Below are 24,856 nucleotides of genomic sequence, written 5' to 3' on the forward strand. Positions count from 1 at the left end.
GGCCTCGGCCCGCCGTCGCTCTATCCGACGACCGGAACACCGACCATGTCCACGCCTCTGCTCTCGCTCTACCACCGGCTGCAACGCTGGCCTGCCGGCACCTGGCTGTTCTCGCGCGCGGTCTGCTTCAAGGCGCCCTACTTCGCCAGCATCGCGCCGCGCATCACCCGCCTGGAACACGGCCGCTGCGAAGGCACGCTGGCCGACCGCCGCAGGGTGCGCAACCACATCGGCACGGTGCACGCGATCGCGATGTGCAACCTGGCCGAACTGACCGCCGGGCTGATGGTCGACGCCTCGCTGCCGAAGGGCATGCGCTGGATTCCGAAGGGGATGCAGGTGCAGTACCTGGCAAAGGCACGGGGCATGCTGCAGGCGGTGGCATTGCCGGCCCAGCCGATCGTGGCCGCTGCCGAGGGCTATGCACTGCCGGTGACGGTGAGTGTGCGCGACCGCGCGGGGACGGAGGTGTTCAGCGCGGTCATCGACATGTGGATGTCGCCGGCGAAGTAGTGTTCCGACGAACGGCGCAGCCCCTCGTGGGTGGACGGTTGATCGCGGAAAGCCTTGGTTTGGCTGGGGGCGGTGAGTTCGCGGGGGACGCCGTGAACCCGTCCCTGGGGGCTTGGCCGCGGCATCCATGCCGCGGACACCCCCGCGAACTCACCGCCCCCAGCCTCTGACAGATTTCTGCGGCGTCCACCCACGGAAGAAAAAAAAGATCAAAAGCAAAAGCAAAAGCAAAAGCGGCCCTTCGGCCGCTTTTTTCGTGCGCGCAGAACCCACGAGCGCAGCGACCCGCTGTTGCTCTTGATCTTCTTTTTCTTCTCCGTGGGCTGGCCGCACACGGAACCTGTCCGGGGTCGGGCGGATGGGCTGGGCAGGGGTGTCCGCGGCATGGATGCCGCGGCCAAGCCCCCAGGGACGGGTTTACGGCGTCCCCTGCCCAGCCCATCCGCCCGGCCAGATCCACGACCCGCATTCCGCGACCAACCCACGAGGGGCTGCGCCGTTGGCTGGAAACTACGCCACCGCGCGAAACACCAACGCCAGGATCGCCGGCACCGCCTGGATCATGAAAATGCGGCGGCTCACGCTGTAGGCGCCATAGCACCCTGCCACCACCACGCAGGCCAGCGAGAACGTCACCAGCACCGGCTGCCCGATCACCAGCCCCACCACGATGCCTGCTGCCAGGAAGCCGTTGTACAGGCCCTGGTTGGCCGCCAGCACCCGCGTGGTCTCCGCCTTCTCCGGCGTGTTGCGGAAGGTCTTCAGGCCCAGCGGGCGGGTCCACAGGAACATCTCCAGCACCAGGAAATAGACGTGCAGCAGGGCGACGAGCAACGTCAGGGTGAGTGCGATCCAGTACATGGGCAGTTCCTTGGACAGGGATGGGGATCGGGCCCCGGAAAATCAGCGGTCGCGCGGCAGTTTCTTTTCTTCGCGCAGTACACCGAACGCGGCTGCGGTCATGCACGCGGCCACCAGCATGCCGCCGATGAACACCACGTGCGAGCCGAACAATGACAGGCCCTTGTGCACCCAGGCAAAGCTCAGGTCCGCACCGCGGTAGACCACGGTGTCGATCGCTGCGCCGGCCTTGTAGCGCCACTGCCGGTCCACGCGCGTGTAGATGGTCTCGCGCGCCGGCTTGGCCAGTGCAAATTCGCTGGCGCGGGTCATCACCTGCACCACCGCGACCATCAACGGCATCGGCGAGGCTGCCAGAACCGAGAAGCCGATCAGGATCGCGAAACCGGGAATCAGCAGCGCCGGCGCGATGCCGTGGCGCGACAGCAGCCAGCGGGTCAGGCCCACCTGCATCAGCAGCGCCAGCGCGTTCACCGCCAGGTCGATGCGCGAGAAGAACGCGGTACTGGCCGCCGGGTCGGTGAACGCCGCACGCACGATCGCAGCCTGCTGGTTGTAGAGCAGCGTCCCCACGCCCACGCCGAACACCACCATGATCGCCAGCCAGCGCAGCAACGGCTCGCGCACGATCAGTTTCAGGCCATCCAGCACGCTGCCGCCCATCGGCTTCTCACCCGATACCAACTGCTGCTCCTGCTCGCGCAGCACCGCCCAGTGCCGCAGGCGCCAGATGCAGAACAAGCAGATCGCCAGGAAACCGGCCGACACCAGCATCAGGTTGGCGATGCCCACGCGCTGCACCAGCGCACTGGTGATGACCGGACCAAGGAAGGCACCGACGGTGCCCGCCGCGCCGATGTAGCCATAGAAGGCCCGGGCCTGCACATTGGAGAAGACATCGGCCATGAAACTCCAGAACACCGCCACTGCGAACAGGTTGAAGACGGTGATCCAGAAGAAGAAAGCCATGCCGCGGCCAGGCACGCCGCTGTCGAACATCATGTAGAAGCCAAGCAGGGTCACGATGAAGAACCCATACACCGCCGGCAGGAACACCCGTCGCGGGAAGCGGCTGACCAGCCAGCCGTACACCGGCTGCAGCACCAGCATGATCACGAACACACAGGAGAACAGGAACTGCAGGACGAAGTCCTTCAGCGCGATGCCGTGACCGGCGAACCAGGCAATCAGCATTGGCGGGAACACCGTTTCCAGGTCCGCCGAGGCGGCCATGGCTTCACGCACCGGACGCAGCACGTAGTAGCCGCTGAGCAGGCAGAAGAAGTACAGGAACGACCACCACAGCGCCGGGGACTCGCGCAGTGCCGCCATCAGCCCCTGCAGCGGGCCCTTCCCTCGTACCGCGCTCACGCGGCGTCCCTCGCCAGATGACGGCGGTTGGACAGCGGCATGGCAAGCTCCGGGGCGGTGAAGCGCGTACGTTATCCAATGCACTGCAACATCGCCAGCAGGTGGCCGTCTGAAGGCCGCAACGCGGTGTCATGACCGGGTCCGGATGACACGTTCCGATACACGCCTTCGAGGCGTCAAAATCCCAACTTTTTCAACGAGATGCGCATTCATCTTCGCTTTGTTTGTGCACAGAGGAAAAGCGGCGCTAGAATCGCCATCAGCAGTCGCGCACGGGTCCCACCGATGAAAAAGAACAGCCTGCGTCGTCCGATCCGTTCGGCGGCCACCGGTTTGCTGGGCATGTTGATGCCTGTTGCCTTGTCCACCACCGCGCAGACCCCGCCGCCGTTGCCGCCGATGCCGGCCAACATCGAGTCCGCTGCGGCCACCGCCGTTGCCCACACCCAGCCGGCGGCCTACCGTACCGGGCTGGTGCCGCAGGTGCAGGCGCCCGCCGCAGGCTTCAACGTCGCCAATATCGAATCGATGGCGCAGCAGCTCACCTATGGCGAGCGCGTGCCGGGCATGGCCGTGGCCATCGTGCAGGGCGGCCGCATCCTCAGCGCGCGCGGCTATGGCGTTACCGACGTCAACAATCCGCTGCCGGTCGACGCCCACACCGTGTTCCGCCTGGCTTCGCTGTCCAAGGCCTTCGCCGGCACCATGGCCGGACTGCTGGTCAACGATGGCACGCTGCGCTGGGACAGCAAGGTCACCGACTACGTGCCGGGCTTCCGCCTCAACTCGCCCGAAGCCACCGACCGCCTGACCGTGGCCGATGTGCTCAGCCACCGCGTCGGCCTGCCCTACAACGCCTACGACCGCGACATCGAAGGCAACGCCGAGTACTACGCGCTGACCCAGAAGCTGGCCAACACCAGCCTGAAGTGCCTGCCGGGCGACTGCTACGCCTACCAGAACGTGGCCTTCAGCCTGATCGGCGACGTCGTCTATGCCGCCTCCGGCAGCTTCTACGAGCAGTCGGTCGAGCGCCGCATCTTCAAGCCGCTGGGCATGAACGATGCCAGCCTCGGCCTGGCCGGCATCCAGGCCAGCTCGCGCTGGGCTCGCCCGCACGTGCGCAGCCGCAACGGCTGGGTGTCGCTGACACCGAAGCCGACCTACTACCGTGTTGCCCCGGCGGCTGGCGTCAACGCCAGCGCCAGCGACATGGCGCAGTGGCTGCTGGCGCACACCGGCCATCGCCCCGATGTGCTGCCGGCACCGTTGCTGGCTACCCTGCATTCGAGCCTGATCAACACCCCCGGCGAGATGCGTTCGGGCTGGCGCCGCGAGCGCCTGCACTCGGCCGGCTACGCGCTGGGCTGGCGCACCTTCGACTACGCCGGCCACGACGTGGTGTTCCATGCCGGTGCCGTACAGGGCTACCGCGGCCTGGTCGCGCTGGTCCCCGAACGCGATCTCGGCATCGCCATCATGTGGAATGGCGAGAGCGGCCTGCCCAGCGGCCTGCTGCCGACCGTGCTCGATTCCGCGCTCGGCCTGCCGGCACAGCGCTGGCTGGATGTGGACACCGACTTCGGCAGCGACAACCTGATGGCCGAAGGTGCAAGCCCGGCGCAGCAGGACAAGCGCAAGGGCAAGGGCGCTTCGAGCAACCGCGCGGTGGCGTCGCCGCGCTGATCAGGCGGGCGCGACCGTGAGCATGAAGGGCGGCCTGCAGGCCGCCCTTTTTGTTGGCTGTTGTGGAATCGAGCCGCGCTCGCCTCTACAAACGCAGCGCTAATGCGCGAAGTAGTGCATGCCGCCGTCCACCGGAATCACTGCACCGGTGATGTAACCGGCCAGCGGCGAGGCGAGGAATGCCACCAGCGGCGCCACTTCTTCCGGCTCACCGAAGCGTCCGATCGGGATGTTACTGGCGATGAACGCGCGTCGGCTTTCCTCGGTGGGATGCAGGCGGTCCAGGATCTGCGGGCTGTTGATCCGACCCGGCGCAATGGCATTCACCGTGATGCCCTGCCCGGCCACCTCCGACGACAGCCCCTTGCTCCACAGATGCAGCGCTGCCTTCGCCGCGGTGGCGGCATTCACCGAACGGGGCTCCATCGAACCGCTGAAGTTGATCACCCGCCCCCATCCCTGCGCCTGCATCGCCGACAGCAGTGCCTGGGTCAGCCGTCGTGCGGCAGAGAAGTTCAGCGCCAATGCCTCCTCCCAGATCGTGTCGGCTGCATCGACGGTCGTTGGCCGCGAACCGCCAGCCGCGTTGACCAGGATGTCCACCCGCTGCAACGCCGCCAGCGACGCGTCAGCAATGCGTCGCACGTCCCCGGCGTCAGTGACATCGCCCAGCAGGATGATCGGCGCGGGTGCGCCCGCCGCTTCGATCCCTGCCGCCAGCGCCTGCAGCGGTGCCTGCCGCCGTGACGAGATGGCAACACGTACGCCCTGCGCGGCCAGTTGCCTGGCGACAGCGGCACCGATCCCACTGCCCGCCCCGGTGACCAGCGCTGTGCGTCCCTCAAGATTCAAATCCATCGTGTTCTCCTTTCAGCACGGCCGGTGGATCCGGCCCCTGCAGTGCATGCTGTTTGATCACCCGTGATTGATAAACTCCGCAAAAGTTTCAGCATTCAACACCCGGAGTTTCAGATGAACCTGCTGGAAAGCATGCAGGTGTACGTGCTGATCGTGGACAAGGGCAGCCTCAGCGCTGCAGCGGCAGCACTGGCCATCTCCCCGACGATGGCCGGCAAGCACCTGCGTGCGTTGGAGGCGCGGCTGGGCATGCAGTTGCTCAGTCGTACCACCCGGCGCCAGCACATGACGCCGTTCGGCGAGGACTACTACGCCCGCTGCCGGGAGATCCTGCGCCTGGTGGAGGAAACCGATGCTCAGGCCCAGTACCAGCACCTTGCACCCGCAGGCACGCTGCGCATCAGCGCGCCGGTGATCTTCGGCACGCATGCGCTGGTGCCGGCGTTGGCCGATTACATGGCGCGCTACCCCGACGTGCGTGTCGACGCGGTGCTGACCGACCGCGTGGTCGACCTCGCAGAGGAGGGTTTCGAAGCAGCCCTGCGCATCGGCACGCTGGCCGACAGCAGCGTGCTGGTGGCGCGTGCATTGGCACCGTATCGCTTGATGATGTGCGCCTCGCCCGGATACCTCGCCCGGCACGGTACGCCCTCCGACCTGCTGGCGCTTGCCCGGCACCAATGCCTGTCCTTCGAACCCAGCGCGCTGGCGCAGTGGCTGCAGGCCGATGCTGGCGGGCTCGGCCATGTGCCCACAGGTCGGCTGCAGATCAACAACGGCGAAGCGCTGCGTACAGCGGCGCTGCATGGGCTGGGCATCGTGCTGCAATCGGCACTGCTTCTGGCCGCGGATGTCGAGGCTGGGCGGTTGGTGCAGCTGTTTCCCGAACACGGCCACGCGGGGCGGCCGATGCACGTGGTCTACGCCCACGACCGCTACCCCTCGACCCGCCTGCGCAGCTTCATCGATTTCCTGGTGGAGCGCTTTCCACCGGCGCCGCACCGCTAGCATCGACCGTCAGCAAGGCGGTCGAGCATGGCTCGACGCTGCCAATGGCCCCATAAAAAAACCCCCTCCCCGCTGGGCAGCCAGGGAAGGGGTTTCAGGATGCGGCTATCGGGAAGTACTTAGATCAGCGGCGCCGGGGTTGCCGGCAGAGCGACCGGAGCGGCCTTCTTCTTGCGGGCGGCCGGCTTGCGCTTGGCAACCTTCTTCGCTGCCTTCTTCGGGGCAGCCTTCTTGGTGGCCTTCTTCGCGGTCTTCTTCACTGCCTTCTTGGCGGTCTTCTTGACGGCCTTCTTGGCAGTCGCCTTCTTCGCGACCTTCTTGGCCGGCTTGCGGGCCGTTGCCTTCTTGGCAGTCTTCTTGGTGGCCTTCTTGGCTACCTTCTTCGCGGTCTTCTTGGCAGGAGACTTCTTGGCTACCTTCTTCGCCGCCTTCTTCACTGCCTTCTTCGCAGTGGCCTTCTTGGCGACCTTCTTCGCAGCCTTCTTCACTGCCTTCTTGGCGGTCGCCTTCTTCGCGACCTTCTTCACTGCCTTCTTGGCAGCGGCCTTCTTCGCGACCTTCTTCACCGCCTTCTTGGCGGCGGGCTTTTTCTTCGCAGCTTTCTTGGTTGCCATGGGATGGCTCCTCGTCAGTGATAGGGAGTTGAAACGCCCAGGTGGATCAAACCCGCGGATGCTGCGTGCGGGGACCGCCGGCGCGTCAAGCGCGCCGTTACGGATGCGGCAATGCCCGCCTCGATCGGCGGAGCGGGCATCGGAACGGGAGGTGCCTTGCATTTCTCCGGGGGAAGCGGGGCCATGTCCACCGTCATCTGGGTCGCGGTGGTCTTGAAGGGGCTGCTTCGCATCGGACGATTGATTCTGCGCACTCGGTTTGGCAGGCAAGGTCTGCTGAGGCGAAACCTAATCACGGTTTTTTTTACTGTCAACAACCCCCGCGAAAAATTTTCACATCCGCGCCATCCGCGGTGTTGCCTGCACGGTCGCGACGCTCCGCCCTCGACGACCAACAAAGCACCACGCACGCGCGTTGCCTGCAGCAACAACAACGCAAGCGTTGAACAAAAACCACTTGAAATAGGCACTCTGCGCAGATGCATGCATGTTGGCGGCCACTGCATGCACGCAACGCCGGCACCGGCCGGCGCCGGCACCAGCGCCAGCACAACGGCACCGCAACGGGGGGCGAAAAGTTTTCACATCCGGACGCGTCGGCGCGGGGCGGAAACGCGGATTTGCGCAAAACTGCGCACGCCCCTCGGTACCGTTCGCGGGTCTGCTGATGCCGCGTCGAGGGCGCGCAGCAAACCCTGCGTCATGAGCCGACGTACTCGCCAAAACAAAAACGGCCACCCGAAGGTGGCCGTTGCAGAACCCGGAAACGACGACTCAGTGGTCGTCGTTCTCCAGGGCTTCGGCGTACGCGTCCGGGTCCAGCAGCTCGTTGACCTCTTCAGCGTTGGTCAGTTCGACCACGAACATCCAACCTTCGCCGTAGGCATCTTCGTTGATGGTTTCCGGCTTGTCGGACAGGGCCGAGTTGACCTCGACAACCTTGCCGCTGATCGGGCTGTAGACGTCCGAGGCGGCCTTCACCGACTCGACGACGGCGATCTGTTCGCCGGCCTTGGCGTCGGCGCCGACTTCCGGCAGTTCGACGTAGACCAGGTCACCCAGCAGGCCCTGGGCATGGTCGGAAATACCGACGGTGACGCGGCCATTGCCTTCGACACGGGCCCACTCATGGGACTTGAGGAACTTGAGGTCGCCGGGGATCTCGCTCATGGGACTGCTCCAGAGATATGCAGGGGTGGAAAAAACGGGGCTAGTGTAACCAACCGGCCGCCACTGCTGTCAGTGACGACCGGCATGTCCGGATCAGGCGTCGGCGAGCACGCCGGGCTGGGCCTGGCCTTCGCGCACGAACGGGAACTTGACCACGCGCACGGGCACCTGCCGGCCGCGGATGTCGACGGTGACCTCGCCGAGTTCACCGGCGGGCACGCGGGCAAAAGCGATGCCCTTGGCCAGGGTCGGCGAGAAGGTGCCGGACAGGATCTCGCCCTGGCCGCCAGCGGTGGTCACCGCCTGGCCATGGCGCAGCACGCCCTTCTCGTCCATCACCAGGCCGATCATCTGGCGTGCTGTGCCTGCAGCCTTCTGCGCTTCCAGCGCGTCGCGACCGATGAAGTCGCGGCCTTCGTCCAGCGACACGGTCCAGGCCAGCGCCGCTTCGTACGGGCTGATCTCTTCGTCCATGTCCTGGCCATACAGGTTCATGCCGGCTTCCAGGCGCAGCGTGTCGCGTGCGCCGAGACCGGCCGGCTTCACGCCCGCCGCCAGCAGGCGGTTCCAGAACGCGACCACCGCGTCCTGCGGCAGCAGGATCTCGAACCCGTCCTCGCCGGTGTAACCGGTGCGGGCGACAAACAGTTCGGCGCCGTCGTCGGACTGCACCTGCAGGGCGGCGAAGCGACCCAGCTTGGTCAACGCGGCACGGTCGGCTTCGCGGGCCAGGCCGATCACGATGTCGCGCGCCTGCGGGCCCTGCACGGCGAGGATGGCCAGGTCCGGGCGCTGCTCGACGGTGACGCCGAACGGCGCAGCCTGCTCGCGCAGCCAGGCCAGGTCCTTTTCGCGGGTGGAGGCATTGACCACCATGCGGAAGAAATCCTCGCCCAGGTAGTAGACGATCAGGTCGTCGATGACGCCGCCGCGCGGATTCAGCATGCACGAGTACAGCGCCTTGCCGGTGACCTTCAGCTTGTCGACCGAGTTGGCCAACAGGCGGCGCAGGAACGGCTTGACCTGGTCACCGCGCAGGTCGACCACGGTCATGTGGCTGACGTCGAACACACCCGACTCGCGACGCACCAGGTGGTGCTCGTCCAGCTGCGAGCCGTAGTGGATGGGCATGTCCCAACCCCCGAAATCGACCATCTTGGCGCCAAGGGCGCGGTGGGTATCGTTGAGCAGCGTCTTCTGGGTCATGACCGGGTCCGGCAGCAGAGGAAACAAGAATGCCCATTATCCCAGATCGGTCGCCTGCAGGTCGCGCCGCAGCGCAGCGGGGGGTGTTTGGCCGGCCTGCGGCCGGCGGGCGCCTTTTACAGGCCAGGCAACGGCAACAGCCAAAGCGTATCGGCTCGGCGAAGTCGACGGCTTGGCCGGAGCGGTATGGGCGAGCGGGACACGCCGTGATCCCATCCCTGGGGGCGCTTTGCTTGCGAAGCACTGCTTCGCAAGCGCCCGAACGCGCAGCCGCCAGCGGCTGGGCCGGACCGCGGAGCGGGGTTTACGGCGTGTACCCCGAACCCAACCCGCCCGACCCAACACATGCCAGTCGACTATCAGTCGACTCTACCCGCAGCAGACTCGACCACCAGCGTGCTGCCCTGCACCGCTACCACCCGCACCATGGCACCGGCCTGCAGTTCCGGGCCGCTGACCTGCCAGTACGCGTCGTCGATGCTGACCCGGCCCTGCCCACCAACGATACCCTGCTGCAACGGCACCACCCGTCCGACCAGTTGTTCGGCGCGGCGGTTGAGCAACGGTGCATCGCTGGGTCGCGCCCTTGCCTTGCCCCAGCGCCGGTAGCACTGGATCGAGACAACGCTCAGCACGACGAAGGCAACGACCTGCCACAGCAATGGAATGCCGCTGAACACCGCAACCAGTACGAACACCGCCGCCGCGCCAATGCCGATCCACAGCATGAACGCCCCGGGCGCCAACGCCTCGGCGGCAAACAGCAGCAGCGCCAGCGCGCCCCAACCGACGACTTCCCAGCGCATGTCAGCCTCCGAGCGGCGGCGGCCGCTTGCCCGCGGCCTTGTTGTCCTGGCTGGCCAGCGCCTGCTTCGCCAGTTCGGCCACGCCGGCGATCGAACCGATCACGCCACTGGCCTCCATCGGCATCAGCACCAGCTTCTGGTTCGGCGAACTGGCCAGCTCCTTGAACGCTTCCACGTACTTCTGCGCAACAAAGTAGTTGATCGCCTGCACGTCGCCCTCGGCAATCGCCGCCGACACCACCTTGGTCGCCATCGCTTCGGCCTCGGCCAGGCGCTCGCGCGCCTCGGCATCGCGGAACGCGGCTTCGCGACGGCCTTCGGCCTCCAGCACGGTGGCCTGCTTTTCGCCATCGGCGCGCAGGATCTCCGACTGGCGGGAACCCTCTGCCTCTAGAATCTGCGCGCGCTTCTCGCGCTCGGCCTTCATCTGCCGCGCCATCGCATCCAGCAGGTCGCGCGGCGGCTGGATGTCGCGGATCTCGATGCGGTTGACCTTCACACCCCACGGGTTGGTGGCATGGTCGACCACGCTCAGCAGCTGGGCATTGATCACCTCGCGCTGGCTGAGCGATTCATCCAGGTCCATCGAACCGATCACGGTACGGATGTTGGTCTGCACCAGGGCGATCATCGCCACTTCCAGGTTGGCCACCTCATAGGCAGCCTTGGCGGCATCCAGGACCTGGAAGAACACCACGCCGTCCACGCGCACGGCGGCGTTGTCCTTGGTGATCACTTCCTGGCTGGGTACATCCAGCACCTGCTCCATCATGTTCACCTTGCGCCCGACCCCGTACACGATCGGAATCAGGAAGTGCAGGCCGGGGCTCATGGTGTGCGTGTAGCGCCCGAAGCGCTCGACGGTCCACTCGTAGCCCTGCGGCACCATCCGTACCGCCTTGAACAGGATCACCACGGCCACGAAGGCCAGCACCACGGTAAAGAACATGGTCGGGAACATCTTGCTTTCCTTATCTATGACGTCCAGGCCCCAGCATAGCGCGTGAAGGCCGCATTCACAGCGGAGCTACCAGGGCATGCGCCCGCGCAGGATGTCGGCGAACATCACCCAGTCGCCCATGAACGAGTACAGCGGGTGCTGGAATGTCGCCGGGCGGTTCTTCTCGAAAAAGAAGTGACCGACCCAGGCGAAGCCGTAACCGCAGACCAGGGCGGCCAGCACGAGGATGGCTTGCCCGCGCAGGATTGCCGCCGCAACCAGCAGCAACACCCCGCAGCTGCCGATGAAGTGCAGCCGGCGCGATACCGGGTGGCGATGCTCGCTGAGGTAGAACGGATAGAACTCGCGGAAGCTGGCGAAGCGGGACATGCGCGTGCTCCGGGAACCAGGGGCGTCGCCATCATGCACCATCGCTGACCTTGTGGCGCCGAGCCATGCCCGGCTTGCGCGCGCCAGCGCGGTCGGAAGGAGGCGCAGCCACGCACGGCCCGGCGCTACCCTGATGAGGTGCGCGGCCCGAACATGATCACCGCCATGCCGGCCAGGCACAGCGCAGCGCCCAGCAGGTCCCAGCGGCTGGGGCGGATGCCGTCGACCAGCCACAACCAGAACAGCGCGGTGCCGATGTACACGCCACCGTAGGCCGCATAGACCCGCCCACTGGCGGCCGGGTGCAGGGTCAACAGCCACGCGAACAGGGCCAGGCTGGCCGCGGCCGGCAACAACAACCAGACGCTGCCGCCCTTGCGCAGCCATACCCAGGGCAGGTAGCAGCCGACGATCTCGGCCAGCGCGGTCAGCAGGAACAGGCCCAGCGTCTTCACGCTTTCTCCGCCGCCTTGGCCTGCTGCCACAACGCTTCCTGCGCATCCAGGCCCATCGCAGCCAGCGCCCCACCCTGCGCGTCGGCCTGCGCTTCCATCGCGCGGAAGCGGCGTTCGAACTTGTGGTTGGCCCCGCGCAGCGCCGCACCCAGGTCGATGTCGGCATGGCGCGCCAGGTTGGCGCAGACGAACAGCAGGTCGCCCAGTTCTTCCTGCAGCCGCGCCTTGTTGCCGGCGATATCGCCGCGTTCGAACTCCTCGCGCAGTTCCTGCAGTTCCTCGGCCGCCTTGTCCAGCACCGGCAACGGGCCGGGCCAGTCGAAGCCGACCTTGGCCGCACGCGACTGCAGCTTCACCGCCCGCTGCCATTCCGGCAGCCCGCGCGAAATGCCGGCCAGCGCGGAGGTGTCCTGCTCGCCCTTGGCGGCACGCTCGGCACGCTTGATCGCGTCCCAGTTGCGCGTCACGCCGTCGGCATCGTCGACGCTCACGTCGGCGAACACGTGCGGGTGACGGCGCTGCATCTTGTCGCTGATCGCGCGTGCGACCTCGGCGAAGGCAAAGGCCCCCTGCTCTTCGGCCATGCGCGCATGGAACACCACCTGCAGCAGCAGGTCGCCCAGCTCGTCACAGAGATCGTCGAGATCGCCACGGTCGATCGCATCGGCCACCTCGTAGGCTTCCTCGATGGTGTACGGCGCGATGGTTGCGAAGTTCTGCTCCAGATCCCACGGGCAGCCGCCCTGCGGGTCGCGCAGGCGCGCCATGATCGCCAGCAGGCGCTCCAGCTCGTGGGCGGCGGCGCTGCCGGTGGCGGGGGTGTCGTGCGCGCTCATGCGGCCTCCAGGTTCAGTCGGACAACCAGTCGCGCCACGGCAGGCTGGTATCACCAAGGGCAATGAAATCGCCGTTCAACAGGGTTTCGCGGCGGTTGTAGCGGAACGGCTTGCCGGTCGCGGCCGACAGTACCGCACCGCCGGCGGCGTGCAGCACGCACTGGCCGGCGGCGGTATCCCATTCGGAGGTCGGGCCCAGCCGCGGATAGACATCCAGGCCACCTTCGGCGATCCGGCAGAATTTCAGCGACGAGCCCTGCGCGATGGTCTCGATGCGGCCCATGCGCGCCAGCAGCGCCTCGGTTTCCGCTGAGCGGTGCGAGCGGCTGGCGGCGACGCGCAGCGGGGCGGTGGCCGGCGTGCGGGTGCGCAGCACGGTGTCGTGCAGGCCCTGCCGGCGATAGGCCAGCTCGCCACGCATGGCATGCCAGACGATGCCGGTGACCGGGGCCAGCACCACGCCGAACGCTGGTGCGCCCTGGTAGATCAGCGCGATGTTGACGCTGAACTCGCCATTGCGCTTGACGAACTCGCGGGTGCCGTCAAGCGGATCCACCAGCCAGTACGCGCCCCAGTGGCGGCGGTGCTCCCACGGCACCTGCGCCGATTCCTCCGACAGGATCGGCAGGTCCGGGGTCAGCTGGCGCAGGCCCAGTTCGATGACCTGGTTGGCGGCCAGGTCGGCGGCGGTGACCGGGCTGTCGTCGTCCTTGATCTGCACCTCGAAGCCATCGGCGTACACCTGCATGATGGCCTGTCCGGCTTCCTGGGCGATGGCGATGGCGGTCTCGCGCAGGTCCGTGGTCAGTTTGATCATCGCGTTCCCTGCAGCCACTGGCGAGCGATGAACAGCGCCGCCAGCGAGCGTCCCTCGGAGAAGTCCTCGCGCAGCATCAGCTGGTCCAGTTCGGCCAGCTTCCACGGCACCACCTCCAGTTCTTCCGGCTCGTCGCCGGCCAGCTTTTCCGGATACAGGTCGCGTGCCACCACCAGCCACGACTGGTGGCTCATGTAGGTGGGGGCCAGGGTCATCGCGCGCAGCACGTCGACCCGGCGTGCACCGTACCCGGCCTCTTCCTTCAGCTCGCGGTCGGCGGCCTGCCCGGGGGTTTCGCCGGCGTCGATCCGGCCTTTGACCAGGCCCAGTTCATAGCGGTGCATGCCGGCGGCGTATTCACGCACCAGCAGCACCGTCTCGTCATCGAGCATCGGCACCACCACCACCGCACCATGGCCACGGCTGACCAGGCGTTCGAAGCGGCGGCGTTCACCGTTGGAGAACTCCAGGTCCAGGTGCTGGCGCTGGAAGGGGCCGTTCTCCTCATCGGTGATCCGATGGATGATCGGCAAGCGCCGGCCGGCACGGTCATCGTTCATGCGGAATCTCCGCGGCGGCCGGCGCCAGCGCCGGGGCCGATAGAATGTGCAGGCAGCAACATGTTCATGAGCCCGAAATGCTAGCAGACCCAACCCCCTCCCCGCTGGCCCAGCACTGGCGGCAACGCGACCTGCAGGTGCTGTGGCATCCGTGCACGCAGATGCGTGAGCACCCGCATACCCTGCCGCTGGTGCCGATCGCCCGTGGTGAAGGCGCATGGCTGATCGACCACGACGGCAACCGCTACCTGGACGCCGTCAGCAGCTGGTGGACCAATCTGTTCGGCCATGCCGAGCCGCGCATCGGCGGCGCCATCGCGGCGCAGGCCGGGCAGCTGGAACAGGTGATGCTGGCTGGCTTCGGCCATGAGCCGGCGATCACCCTGGCCGAGCGCCTGCTGGCGCTGGCGCCACGCCAGCCCGGCCGCGAGCCGCTGGCCAAGGTGTTCTACGCCGACAACGGCTCGGCCGGCGTTGAAGTCGCGCTGAAGATGGCCTTCCAGTATTTCCAGAACCGCGGCGAGCCACGGCGCACGCGCTTCATCGCGCTGGAGAACGGCTACCACGGCGAGACCCTTGGAGCGCTGGCGATGGCGGACATTCCGCTGTACCGCCGCGTCTACGCGCCGCTGCTGGCCGAAGGCCTGTTCGCGCCCTCGCCCGATGCCTACCTGGCCGAGCCGGGCCAGAGTGCGGCTGATCGCGCACGCCAAGCCGCTGATGGCCTGGCCACTCTGTTTGACCAGCATCCCGGCGAGATCTGCGCAGTGATCCTGGAACCGCGCCTGCAGTGCGCCGGCGGCATGCGCATGCATGACCCGGTGTACCTGCAGCGGGTGCGCGAACTGTGTGATGCGCACGGCGCATTCATGATCGCCGACGAGATCGCCACCGGCTTCGGCCGCACCGGCACCCTGTTCGCCTGCGAGCAGGCCGGCGTGATGCCGGACCTGATGTGCCTGTCCAAGGGCCTGACCGGCGGCTTCCTGCCGCTTGCCGCGGTGCTGGCCACGCAGGCGCTGTACGACGCCTTCCTTGATGACTCGCGCGAGCGCGCCTTCCTGCATTCGCACAGTTACACCGGCAACCCGCTGGCCTGTGCGGCTGCGCTGGCGACGCTGGACATCTTCCGCGACGACGATGTGATCGCCCGCAACCGTGGCATCGCCTCGGTGATGGGCGCGCTGGCTGCGCCATTGAGCGACCATCCGCACGTGGCCGACGTCCGCCAGGCCGGCATGGTGGTGGCCTTCGAGCTGTCGCGGGATGGCAACAAGCGCACGCCGTTCGATCCGGCGCTGCGACTGGGCCTGCACGCCTACAAGGCTGCGCTGAAACGTGGCGTGGTGCTGCGTCCGCTGGGCGACGTGCTGTACTGGATGCCACCCTACTGCGTGGATGACGAACAACTGGAGCTGCTGGCACATACCACGCTGGCGGCGATTGACGAGGCGATTGCATGCGCGTGACCCGCTGCCCCATCGACCTGGCGCTGCACAGCGGCCAGACCGTGACCCTGCCGGAAGAGACGGCCAACCATCTGGTGCGGGTGATGCGCCTGCGCGAGGGTGATACCTGCGTGCTGTTCAACGGCGATGGCCACGACTACAGCGCCACGCTGACCGCCGCTGGCAAGCGCGAGGTGCAGGTGCGCATCGATGCGGTGCAGGCGGTGGACAACGAATCGCCGCTGGCGATCACTCTGCTGCAGGGCATTGCCCGAGGCGAGAAGATGGACCTGATCCTGCAGAAGGCCACCGAGCTGGGCGTGAGCGCCATCGTTCCGGTGAATGCCGAGCGCACCGAAGTGAAGCTGGATGCCGCGCGCGCGGAGAAGCGCGTAGCGCACTGGAACAACGTGGTGACCTCGGCCTGCGGCCAGTCCGGGCGCGCGCGCATTCCGCAGGTGGGCTCGCCGGTGGCATTGGCGCAGGCGGCGGCGACGCTGCCGGCCGATACGCTGCGGCTGACGCTGGACCCGCACGGTGCCCATCGCCTGTCGACGCTCGACGCGGCGCCGACCGGCGGCATCGTGATCGCGATCGGCCCGGAAGGCGGCTGGTCGCCGCGCGACCGGGATCAGCTGGCAGCGGCAGGATTCCAGGGCCTGCAGCTGGGGCCGCGCATCCTGCGCACGGAGACCGCCGGGCTGGCCGCGATCGCGGCATTGCAGGCGTGGTTGGGCGACCTGGGGTAAGGTTGATTGGTGGTAGTGCCGGCCGCTGGCCGGCATCCAAGGGATCATGAGGTTGCCGGCCAGCGGCCGGCACTACCGGGAACCCGACCGGCGGATTGCCGATCAGGTCGCCAGCGAATCCAGCGCGGCTTCCAGCGCATCCAGGTTCGGCAGCAGCGCGCTCTGCTCACCCAGCAGCACGCGCATGTGCACGATCTGCGGCAGGGTTTCCTCGGAAGCATCGGCCAGCAGGCCATCGCGCGGCACCGAGATCAACTGCGGGAAATTCTGCGTCAGCAGCGCGTAGTAGGGGCGCTGCGCGTTGCCGCTGAGGGCCTTCAGCACGACGACCTTGTTGTGGCCGCCCACGGCTTCCTCGCCCAGGCCGGAAAGGCGCGCGAACGACACCAGCGGCACCTGCCAGCCGTGCCAGCCGATTTCGCCGACCAGCCAGCGCGGGGCGTCGGAAACCGGCTGCACCGGCACCCGCGACATCATTTCGGCCACGGTGGCATTGGGCAGCAGCACGCGCTCGTTGCCGGCCTGGATCAGGACGCCGCGGATTTCGTCATTGCTGGCATAGCTCATGGTGCCTCTCCGTTATCGTCTTCCACGCCCCAGCGCGAGGCGATGGCCTGCGCCAGTTCCTGTGGCTCACCCGCCACCATGCCAGCGGCGACCACCGCCGTGGCTGCGGCAGGGTCATAGCAGCCCTCGCCGACCTGCCCGGCCACCCAGGCACCGGCGGCGGCCAGATCCAGCGCCGGACCCACATGCGCAAGGTCGGCGCCGCTGAGCAGGACCAGCGCAGTGTGGTCGGCCGGCAGCCCGGCAATCGAAATGCCTTGCGCGTCGCTGACGAAATGCAGGCCGTCGCTGGCTGCCTGCACGCCGATGTCATCGGCCAGCACGTGCACTTCACCGGGTGTTGCACGCTGGCCGGCTTCGGCCAGCTGCACCGGCAGCGGCGACACCCGTGCCATCTGCTTGACCAGGTTGCCGTAGCGGCCACCGTCCAGGCGCATGTGCACCAGCACCGGCACGCTCAGCGACGACGGCAGCGCACCGAGCAGGCGGCGCAGCGCATCCGGGCCGCCAATGCCGGCCAGCACCAGCAGCGAGCCGGCACGTGCGCCCGCAGGCGCCGCAGTGTCCAGGTCCACCAGGCTGAGGTGATCGGTATCGAAGGACGGCAGCGGGGCTTCCATCGCGGCGCTGTACCCGGTGGCTGCGGGTGCGTCTGCTACATCCTCGACCAGTGACCACGCGGTGTGGTCGAAGGACACCGGCGGCGTTGCCGGTGTGGCAACCGGCTGCATCGGCACTGTCTCCAGCGCCTCCGGCACCACCGGCTGCAGCGCGGCCAGTGCCTGCTCCAGCGCGATCGGTTCGTGCAGGTGCGCCGGTGGCGCATACAGGCTGTCCGCCGGTACCTCGTCGGCCCAGCTCAATGCCTGGTCCAGATGCGGCTGGAGCGCTTCTTCCCGTGGTGCCGGCGGCGGTGCCGGGTGGCCCGGTTCCAGCTGCAGGGCGGGTTCGTCTTCCGCACCCGGCGGCAGCACCTGCTGGTGGCCGTGCAGCTTGGCGGCCAGGTGGCGGCCCCAGCGCTGTGCCTCCCAACCATCACGGCGCGCCGCCAGCTCGGCTTCGTCGAAGACCAGGGTCAGGCCTGGTGCGGACAGCACCGCTTCAAGCCGCTCCAGAGCATCCTCGATGGCCGCTTCCAGCGCGATCACCACGAACTGTGGACGCGCGTCCTGCAGCAGCTGCGGCTCCAGGCCGTTGGGGTCGTCTTCCAGCACCAGCTGCACATCGGCATGCGACAACGCCTCGCGCAGGCGCTCGCGCGCCGCGCCAGGACGGGCCAGCAGGGCGACGGCCGGGGCCGCCTGGGCTTCACTCACGGACACGGGCGATCCCCAGCAGGTCGTACACGTTACGCATCAGGTCCAGCTCCTGGTACGGCTTGCCCAGGTAGCGCTGCACGCCGATCTCGAAGGCGCGCTGGCGGTGCTTGTCGCCGCTGCGCGAGGTGATCATCACGATCGGCACGTCCTTGTAGCGCGGGTCGGCACGCATCGCGGTGGCCAGCTCGTAACCATCCATGCGCGGCATCTCGATGTCCAGCAGCATCAGGTCGGGCACGCGTTCTTCCAGGCGCTCCAGTGCTTCCACGCCGTCGCGGGCGACGCTGACCTCGAAGTTGTGGCGTTCGAGGATGCGCCCGGTCACCTTGCGCATGGTCAGCGAATCGTCCACCACCATCACCAGCGGCACCTGGCGCTCCTGGCGTGGCGCGTTGGCCAGCACCGGCAGCGTCGGGTTGGCGAGGAAGCGGCGCACCAGCGGCGCGACGTCCAGGATCACCACCACGCGGCCATCGCCGGTGATGGTTGCACCGTAGATGCCCGGCACCGACGCGATCTGCAGGCCGACCGGCTTGACCACGATTTCGCGGTTGCCCAGCACCTGGTCGATCGCCACGGCGGCACGCAGGTCACCGGCACGGACCAGCAGCAGCGGTACCTGGTCCTGGCCATCGGCACGCGCCGGGGCCTGCCCGACCAGGCTGCCGAGGTCGTACAGCGGATAGTCCTCGCCGCTGTAGCGATAGCTGCTGTCGGCCGCTTCGAAACGCTCGCGCGACAGGCGGCCGATGCCACTGACCGATGCGACCGGCACCGCAAAGGTGGTTTCGCCGATCTGCACGAACACCGCCTGGGTGACCGCCAGCGTCTGCGGCAGGCGCAGGGTGAAGCGCACGCCCTGGCCCCGCACTGACTGGATATCGACCGAACCGCCCAGCTGGCGCACTTCGTTGCGCACCACGTCCATGCCCACGCCACGGCCTGCCAGCTGGCTGACCTGGTCGGCGGTGGTGAAACCAGAGGCGAAGATCAGGTTGTCCAGTTCCTGCTCGTTCGGCTGCGCATCGGCAGCCAGCAGGCCACGGTCGATGGCGCGGCGGCGGATCGCCTCGCGGTCCAGGCCGGCGCCGTCATCGGCCACTTCCAGCACGATTTCCGAGCCTTCGCGGTGCAGGCGGATGGCGATCTCGCCCTCCTCCGGCTTGCCGGCGGCGCGGCGCTGTTCCGGCGCCTCCAGGCCATGGGCCACGGAGTTGCGCAGCATGTGTTCCAGCGGCGCGACCATGCGGTCGAGGACGTTGCGGTCCAGTTCGCCGTGGGTACCTTCCAGGGTCAGGTGGACCTGCTTGCCGGTATCCATGCCGGACTGGCGGACCACGCGGCGCAGGCGCGGCACCAGACCGTCGAACGGCACCATGCGCGCGCGCATCAGGCCATCCTGCAGTTCCGAGCTTACGCGCGACTGCTGCTGCAGCAGGGAGTCGTACTGGCGCGACAGATCGTCCAGGACGCCCTGCAGGCCGCCAAGGTCGGCGGCGGACTCGTTCAGCGCACGGCTGAGCTGCTGCAGGGTGGAGAAACGGTCCAGTTCCAGCGGATCGAACTTCTGGTCCGCCTGGTCCTGCTCGCGCTGGTAGCGGGCGACGATCTGCGCCTCGGTTTCCAGGTCGAGTCGGCGCAGCTGGTCGCGCAGTCGCGCATTGGTGCGCTCCAGTTCGGCCATGGCACCACGGAAGGCACCCAGCTGCTGTTCCAGACGCGAGCGATAGATCGCCACTTCACCGGCATGGTTGACCAGGCGGTCGAGCAGGTCGGCGCGCACCCGCACCTGCTCCTGCTGCGGACGCGCCAGCGGATCTTCGTCGGCCACGCGTTCGGCCGGCAGTGGTGCCGACAGCGGGGCATCGGCCGGCGTCGTCAGCGGGCCCACAGCCTGTGCCGGCACGGCCTCGGCCTCGCTGGCCGCACGCGCGGCCGCAGCGGCCGCCGCGATATCGGTGGTGGTGCGGACCTCGAAGGCCTCCACCAGGTCCTGTGCAGGCGCCACCACGCGGTGGGCACCGGTCCGCGTCAGCAGCTGGTGCAGGCGGTCGAAGCCGCGCTCCAGCAGCTGCACGTCGCGGCGTTCGATCTCGGTGCGGCCGGCCGCCACGGCTTCCAGCAGGGATTCGATGCTGTGGCCAAGGTCGCCGATGGCATTGATGCCGGCCATGCGTGCGCCCCCCTTCAGGGTGTGCAGGTCACGCTGCAGGCCGGCCAGCACCTCGCGATCCTGCGGCGCATTGCGAAGCTCGCTGATCAGGCCATCGCAGTGGTCGAGCAGGTCCTTGCCTTCCTCGACGAAGATGTCGACCAGTTCGCGGTCGTACACGCTGAAGTCGAGCGCATCGGCGCCATCCGCGGTGTCTTCCAGGGTGGAGGCTTCATCGTGGAGCGGCGCCCGCTCTCCGGCGTCGGCCTCGGCAGGTTCGGCATCGGTGTTGGCCGTGCCCTGCCCCGGCGCTTCTTCCAGTTCGAAGAACCGCACCGGCTCGGCGGTGGCCTGCAGTGCTTCGGCAGCGCTCACCTCGTTCACCGTCGCCGGGGACGGCTGATCGGCGCTCTCTCCTTCGCCGACCGCCGCCTCCCCGCCGACGTCCGCATCCTCGGCAAAGGCTTCCGCCTCGCCCGGCGCGAGTTCGCTGGCCTGGAGGCCGAGCACGGGCCATTGCCCGTCGTCGTCCAGGGTCTGCTCGTCTTCGATCACGTGCAGGCCGGCCTCGAGCGCGGCTGCCAGCGTGACCGGTTCTGCAAAACCCGGCGCAGCCATTTCATCCTGCAGGCTCGACAGCCCGCTGTCGAGTGGCAGTGCAGCAGCGGCGTCAATGACGCTGTCATCGGCACTGCCCGAATCAAAGGACAACGGCGTATTCAGGTCGATCGCGTCAACTTCCGCAGGCACCGGCCGCTCTTCCGCGTCGCGGTCATCCACCGGCAGCGCACTGGCGTCGAGGTAGGGCGACAGATCGTCGGCCATGGTCAGATCAGCGTCGTCGACCGTCGCGATCGTGGGCACGGCATCTGCTTCGGCCACTTCGACAACAGGCGCACTCTCGACCGGCTGGATCGATTCAATCGCGCCGGGGTCCGCCACGGCAGGTTCACCTTCGCCCGGCACCGACGGCCAGCCGGCGTCGAAGTAACGCGAAAGATCGTCGCTGGCGGTCAGCTCGCCCACGTCCAGGCCGCTGTCGGCCGCGATGTCCAGCGTCTGCGGGTCGGTTGCAGCTGGAACCGGTTCCAGCGCATCTTCGGCAAGCGGCTGCGGCTCGGCACTGAGATCGGGCGCCGCGTCGAAAGCGGACGCCATGCTGGTTTCGTCCAGCGTGTCCAGCCCGGCCAGCGGCGCTTCGGCTTCGGATGCCTGCCCGACATCGGGCGCCAGCTCGATGCCCTCTTCATCCTCGTCTCCCAGCCCGACCATCGGCCAGCGCGCTTCCGGCAGTTCACCGGCCAGCGCCTGCAGGCGCTGCACCAGCGCTTCCTGCGGCATGATGCGCGGCTGTTCGGCCTGCAGCGCTTCCATGGTCGCGGTGATCGCCTGCGCGGTCGCGTCCAGCGCAGCCACGCCCTCGTCGCCCGGCACCACGTCCGCGGCCAGCGCGCGCTTGATGTAGGACTCGGCACCGCCGGTAACGGCAGTGATTTCCGGCACTTCGGTCATCGCGAAGGCGCCGTTCATGGTGTGCACCGCGCGCAGCAGCGCGTCGCTGACCGGCTGCTGCGCCTGCTGTGCCAAGCGCAGCCAGTCCTGCAGGGTCGCCTGGTGGACTTCCACTTCGGCTTCCAGGATCTCGCGCAGCACGCTGTCGATGTTGGCCGGCGTGCCCAATGCTTCGGGCGCCGGGTCCGCATCGGCTTCAGCCTGCACCGACGCCATTGCTGCGCCTTCGAGGATGCGGCTGATCTCGTCCTCGCCATCGGCTTCGACCACCGGTGCGGCGGGAGCGGCCGCAACCGGCAGCGGTACGTAATAGGTTTCCTCACCCGCGCCGACGCGATCGGCAATGGCCTGCATCGCTTGCAGGTCCACGCTGATCCGCTGGCCATGACGCAACGCGGCGTTCAGCTGCGGCAGCGCGGCATGCGCGTTGTCGACCATGGCCAGCACGGCTGGCGTCGCCGGGCGGCTGCCGTCGAGCACGCGGTTGAGCATGCCCTCGATCTTCCACGCGAATTCGCCCAGGGTGCGTGCACCGACCAGTCGGCCACTGCCCTTGAGCGTATGGAAGATGCGACGGATGGGACGCAGACGGTCCATGTTGTCCGGCTGCATGCGCCATGCCGGCAGCAACGTTCCGAGGTTGGCCAGTTCGTCGTCGAACTCTTCCAGGAACACCTCGCGGATGTCCTCGTCGATGTTCTCGGCATCGTCGTCGAAGCCGGCCTCGAAGCCGGCGTCTGCATCTTCCGCGCTGCCCACGGCGACTGGCGCTTCCGCATCGGCCGGCGTCGGGGTCGCCTGCGGATTGAAGTCCGCGGCGGCAGCGCTCAGCTCGACAAAGAACTGCGCGTCGGCTTCGCTGAAATCAATCGGTGCGATGGTGTCGATGTCGATCATCGACACCGCCGCTGCCGGCACATCGGCAAGCGGTGCCGGCGCTTCCACCGGCACATCCACAGGGGTGATGTCCGGCTCTGCGGCAGCCGGGCTCTCTTCCACCACCGCAGGGGCAGTGGCATCGATGCTCTCCAGCGACGGATGCAGCCCGGCAGCGTCCTCCAGCGACAATGCCTCCATCGCATGCAGCGACAACACGTCGTCGGCATTGTCCAGCGCATCGGCATCGAAACGGAACACGACGTCGTCACTTGCAGAAACCGCGTCATGTTCGGCGGCCACCGGGTCGAACCCCGGTGCGGCATGCGCGCCGGTCTCGATGGACAGCGAGGCGTCGGCGGCGTCCTCTACGTCCAGGCCGGTTGTCGCATTGGACTGCACTGGCAGAGCCGCCTCCGACAGCGTCCAATGGGCGGCGGCGCCCTGCCCTGCATCGAGCTGTTCGAAACTGACCGGATCGAAGCTGGCAAACGTCGGACTGCGCTCATCGTCCGCTGGAGCGGGCGGATCGGTCTCAGGATGGAACGGTGCCAGATCCCATTGCGGGACCTCGGGTGCAGGTGCACTGGAGGCGGCAAAGACCAGCGGTGCATCCGACTCGTCACGCAGCGATAGTGGCGCGGAGGCGACGGATCCCAGCCCACCGAACATCAAGCTGTTGTCCGCCGCTGCAGGCGAAGGCGTGGCCGGTGGCGGATCGAAGGTGAAGTCCGGCAGCGGTACCGGCACCTCACCGGGTGCCGGCGCGGCCGACTGTACCGGGATCTCGATGTGCTCTGGCTGCAGTGCCTCGCCCTGCAGCACGACCGGCTCACGCTCGATCGACTGCGGCACGGACGCTGCCGGCTCAGCCGCATCGTGGTCCGGCAACGGCCAGTAGCGCAGCGCCTCAAGGCTGCTGCGGGTGATGTCGAGGATGTCCTCGCGACCCGGACGACGGTCGCGCAGGGCTTCCAGGTAGTACTCCAGGCTGGCCATGGCGTCGGCCAGCGTGTCCAGCTGGCGGCCACTCGGCACGCGCTGGCGACCGATCAGCTCGGCTTCGATGTACTGCTGCACACCGCGCAGGTAATCGGCGGCGGTACCCAGGTCGAGCATGCGCAGCGCACCGGACACATCGCCCAGCAGGCGCGGCACGTCGTGCAGCTCGGCATGGTTCCAGCTGGTTTCAATGAACGCGACGAAGTGCTCGCGCGCGGCGGCGAAGTTGGCGATGGCCTCGTGCGCCAGCACCTCTACCGTGCGCCGGTTCTCCACTGCGCTCGGATCGTCCTGGCCACTGCCGCCGGCGCCCAGGTGGGCGACCTGGTCATCCAGCGACGCATCCACGTAGAGCAGCGCCCCGGCGATATCCAGCAGCAGGTTTTCGTCGATCTGCTGGCGGCCCTCGACCACGCCACGCAGGGCATCACGTTGCTGCACGACCACGCCGCGGGCCACGCCCAGGCCCATCATGCCCAGCGTATCGGCGACCGCACCGAGCTCGTTGGCCTGGGTCTGCAGCTGCTCCGGCGCACCGCCGGTACGCAGGTGCAGGTCCAGCGCATCCTTGATGCGCAGCAGTTCTTCCTTCACTGCACTGCCCACGGTATCGAGCAGCTCGCGGTTGCGCCCGCTCAGGCTGCCACGGGCATGGTCCAGCTCGGCCTCGGTGGCGGTGACGCTGTCCGGTGCGAATGCCAGCAGCACGCTGTCATGTACGCCCTCTTCGCCACGTGCGGCACGGATCTCGTTCAGCAGCGGCATCAGCACGATCGGGATGTCACGGTGACCGTTCTGCAGGCGCTCCAGGTAATCGGGCAGCAGCACGCTGCCACGCATCAGGGTCGCGCAGGCTTCATCCCGATCGGCCACGCCACCGGCGCCAATGGCATTGGCCAGCTGTTCCAGCTCCTCGGCCACCATGGCCGGGGCGTACAGCTCGACCATGCGCAGGGTGCCCTGCACCTGGTGCAGGTAGCCGGCGCAGATGCGCATGCGGCTGGCGTCGGTCGGGTCTTCCGCGTAGTACTCGACTTCGTTGCGCACCTGGCGCAGGGTCTCGTCCAGCTCGGGCTTGACCCAGCCCAGCGCTGCGTGGCTCATCGCATCGCGCAGACTGCTCATGGACGCGCTCCGTTC

General features: G+C 67.6%; 21 protein-coding genes. 5 read left to right on the plus strand and 16 right to left on the minus strand.

Going from position 1 to position 24,856, the window contains the following annotated elements; all coding sequences use genetic code 11:
- Nucleotides 1–45 precede the first annotated feature (45 nt).
- A complete protein-coding gene (locus AC5P68_RS00685; protein ID WP_005410693.1) occupies nucleotides 46–513 on the plus strand; it encodes a hotdog fold domain-containing protein in 468 nt (155 codons plus the stop codon).
- Nucleotides 514–1,023: 510 nt separating this feature from the next.
- On the opposite strand, the gene AC5P68_RS00690 is transcribed toward AC5P68_RS00685, so the two are convergent.
- Together AC5P68_RS00690 and AC5P68_RS00695 are read right to left on the minus strand one after the other, a co-directional pair.
- The gene (locus tag AC5P68_RS00690; RefSeq protein ID WP_043034500.1) at nucleotides 1,024–1,374 is read right to left on the minus strand and encodes a DUF1304 domain-containing protein; all 351 of its coding nucleotides are present in this window, start codon (nucleotides 1,372–1,374) and stop codon (nucleotides 1,024–1,026) included.
- Between the two features lie 42 nt (nucleotides 1,375–1,416).
- Nucleotides 1,417–2,706 (minus strand): NTP/NDP exchange transporter, encoded by a 1,290-nt coding sequence (locus tag AC5P68_RS00695; RefSeq protein ID WP_172958442.1) that lies wholly within the window; start codon nucleotides 2,704–2,706, stop codon nucleotides 1,417–1,419.
- Nucleotides 2,707–3,030: 324 nt separating this feature from the next.
- Between AC5P68_RS00695 and AC5P68_RS00700 the strand changes: the two genes are divergently transcribed.
- Entirely contained in the window at nucleotides 3,031–4,431 is a 1,401-nt protein-coding gene (locus AC5P68_RS00700) for a serine hydrolase domain-containing protein (RefSeq protein WP_005410697.1), read from the plus strand.
- A 99-nt stretch (nucleotides 4,432–4,530) separates the two neighbouring features.
- Here the strand turns inward: AC5P68_RS00700 and AC5P68_RS00705 are convergent, their stop codons facing one another.
- Nucleotides 4,531–5,289, minus strand: coding sequence for an SDR family NAD(P)-dependent oxidoreductase (locus AC5P68_RS00705; RefSeq protein ID WP_033834038.1), 759 nt, complete (start codon nucleotides 5,287–5,289; stop codon nucleotides 4,531–4,533).
- A gap of 114 nt (nucleotides 5,290–5,403) precedes the next feature.
- On the opposite strand from AC5P68_RS00705, the gene AC5P68_RS00710 reads away from it, so the two are divergent.
- Nucleotides 5,404–6,297 (plus strand): LysR substrate-binding domain-containing protein, encoded by an 894-nt coding sequence (locus AC5P68_RS00710; RefSeq protein WP_005414244.1) that lies wholly within the window; start codon nucleotides 5,404–5,406, stop codon nucleotides 6,295–6,297.
- Nucleotides 6,298–6,416: 119 nt separating this feature from the next.
- On the opposite strand, the gene AC5P68_RS00715 is transcribed toward AC5P68_RS00710, so the two are convergent.
- The 10 genes from AC5P68_RS00715 to nudE all read right to left on the minus strand — a co-directional run bounded on the left by AC5P68_RS00715 (nucleotide 6,417) and on the right by nudE (nucleotide 14,091).
- On the minus strand, nucleotides 6,417–6,911 hold the full coding sequence (locus AC5P68_RS00715) for a hypothetical protein (protein ID WP_049402545.1): 495 nt from the start codon (nucleotides 6,909–6,911) through the stop codon (nucleotides 6,417–6,419).
- Nucleotides 6,912–7,685: 774 nt separating this feature from the next.
- Entirely contained in the window at nucleotides 7,686–8,081 is a 396-nt protein-coding gene (gene gcvH / locus AC5P68_RS00720) for a glycine cleavage system protein GcvH (protein ID WP_005410701.1), read from the minus strand.
- Between the two features lie 93 nt (nucleotides 8,082–8,174).
- Nucleotides 8,175–9,287, minus strand: coding sequence for a glycine cleavage system aminomethyltransferase GcvT (gene gcvT / locus AC5P68_RS00725; RefSeq protein ID WP_049402546.1), 1,113 nt, complete (start codon nucleotides 9,285–9,287; stop codon nucleotides 8,175–8,177).
- 359 nt (nucleotides 9,288–9,646) lie between these two features.
- Nucleotides 9,647–10,093, minus strand: a complete 447-nt coding sequence (locus AC5P68_RS00730) for an NfeD family protein (protein ID WP_049454216.1) — start codon at nucleotides 10,091–10,093, stop codon at nucleotides 9,647–9,649.
- A gap of 1 nt (nucleotide 10,094) precedes the next feature.
- Nucleotides 10,095–11,054 (minus strand): SPFH domain-containing protein, encoded by a 960-nt coding sequence (locus AC5P68_RS00735; protein ID WP_322534950.1) that lies wholly within the window; start codon nucleotides 11,052–11,054, stop codon nucleotides 10,095–10,097.
- 66 nt (nucleotides 11,055–11,120) lie between these two features.
- Nucleotides 11,121–11,423, minus strand: coding sequence for an Mpo1-like protein (locus tag AC5P68_RS00740; RefSeq protein ID WP_033833429.1), 303 nt, complete (start codon nucleotides 11,421–11,423; stop codon nucleotides 11,121–11,123).
- Between the two features lie 125 nt (nucleotides 11,424–11,548).
- The gene (locus tag AC5P68_RS00745) at nucleotides 11,549–11,878 is read right to left on the minus strand and encodes a YnfA family protein (protein WP_033833430.1); all 330 of its coding nucleotides are present in this window, start codon (nucleotides 11,876–11,878) and stop codon (nucleotides 11,549–11,551) included.
- Nucleotides 11,875–12,714, minus strand: a complete 840-nt coding sequence (gene mazG, locus AC5P68_RS00750; protein ID WP_033833431.1) for a nucleoside triphosphate pyrophosphohydrolase — start codon at nucleotides 12,712–12,714, stop codon at nucleotides 11,875–11,877. Before mazG ends, AC5P68_RS00745 begins: the two co-directional genes overlap by 4 nt.
- Before the next feature lie 13 nt (nucleotides 12,715–12,727).
- Nucleotides 12,728–13,531, minus strand: coding sequence for a 3'(2'),5'-bisphosphate nucleotidase CysQ (gene cysQ, locus AC5P68_RS00755; RefSeq protein WP_033833432.1), 804 nt, complete (start codon nucleotides 13,529–13,531; stop codon nucleotides 12,728–12,730).
- Nucleotides 13,528–14,091 (minus strand): ADP compounds hydrolase NudE, encoded by a 564-nt coding sequence (nudE, locus tag AC5P68_RS00760; protein ID WP_033833433.1) that lies wholly within the window; start codon nucleotides 14,089–14,091, stop codon nucleotides 13,528–13,530. The genes cysQ and nudE overlap by 4 nt, the downstream gene beginning before the upstream one ends.
- A 77-nt stretch (nucleotides 14,092–14,168) precedes the next feature.
- On the opposite strand from nudE, the gene bioA reads away from it, so the two are divergent.
- A complete protein-coding gene (bioA, locus tag AC5P68_RS00765; RefSeq protein WP_033833434.1) occupies nucleotides 14,169–15,560 on the plus strand; it encodes an adenosylmethionine--8-amino-7-oxononanoate transaminase in 1,392 nt (463 codons plus the stop codon).
- Nucleotides 15,551–16,288, plus strand: coding sequence for a 16S rRNA (uracil(1498)-N(3))-methyltransferase (locus tag AC5P68_RS00770; protein WP_033833435.1), 738 nt, complete (start codon nucleotides 15,551–15,553; stop codon nucleotides 16,286–16,288). Before bioA ends, AC5P68_RS00770 begins: the two co-directional genes overlap by 10 nt.
- A 102-nt stretch (nucleotides 16,289–16,390) precedes the next feature.
- Here AC5P68_RS00770 and AC5P68_RS00775 read toward each other — a convergent pair whose 3' ends face one another.
- Genes AC5P68_RS00775 through AC5P68_RS00785 form a run of 3 tightly spaced genes read right to left on the minus strand, consistent with a single transcriptional unit; the run spans nucleotide 16,391 to nucleotide 24,841 of the window.
- Nucleotides 16,391–16,855: a chemotaxis protein CheW gene (locus AC5P68_RS00775; RefSeq protein ID WP_033833436.1), complete on the minus strand. Its 465-nt coding sequence runs from the start codon at nucleotides 16,853–16,855 to the stop codon at nucleotides 16,391–16,393.
- Nucleotides 16,852–18,177 carry a chemotaxis protein CheB gene (locus tag AC5P68_RS00780; protein ID WP_164209100.1) on the minus strand — a complete coding sequence of 442 codons (1,326 nt, stop codon included), beginning with the start codon at nucleotides 18,175–18,177 and terminating at the stop codon, nucleotides 16,852–16,854. Before AC5P68_RS00780 ends, AC5P68_RS00775 begins: the two co-directional genes overlap by 4 nt.
- Nucleotides 18,164–24,841, minus strand: a complete 6,678-nt coding sequence (locus tag AC5P68_RS00785) for an Hpt domain-containing protein (protein ID WP_495216753.1) — start codon at nucleotides 24,839–24,841, stop codon at nucleotides 18,164–18,166. Before AC5P68_RS00785 ends, AC5P68_RS00780 begins: the two co-directional genes overlap by 14 nt.
- Between the last annotated feature and the right edge of the window lie 15 nt (nucleotides 24,842–24,856).

Source organism: Stenotrophomonas sp. YJH_SMC_58 (genome assembly GCF_059369635.1).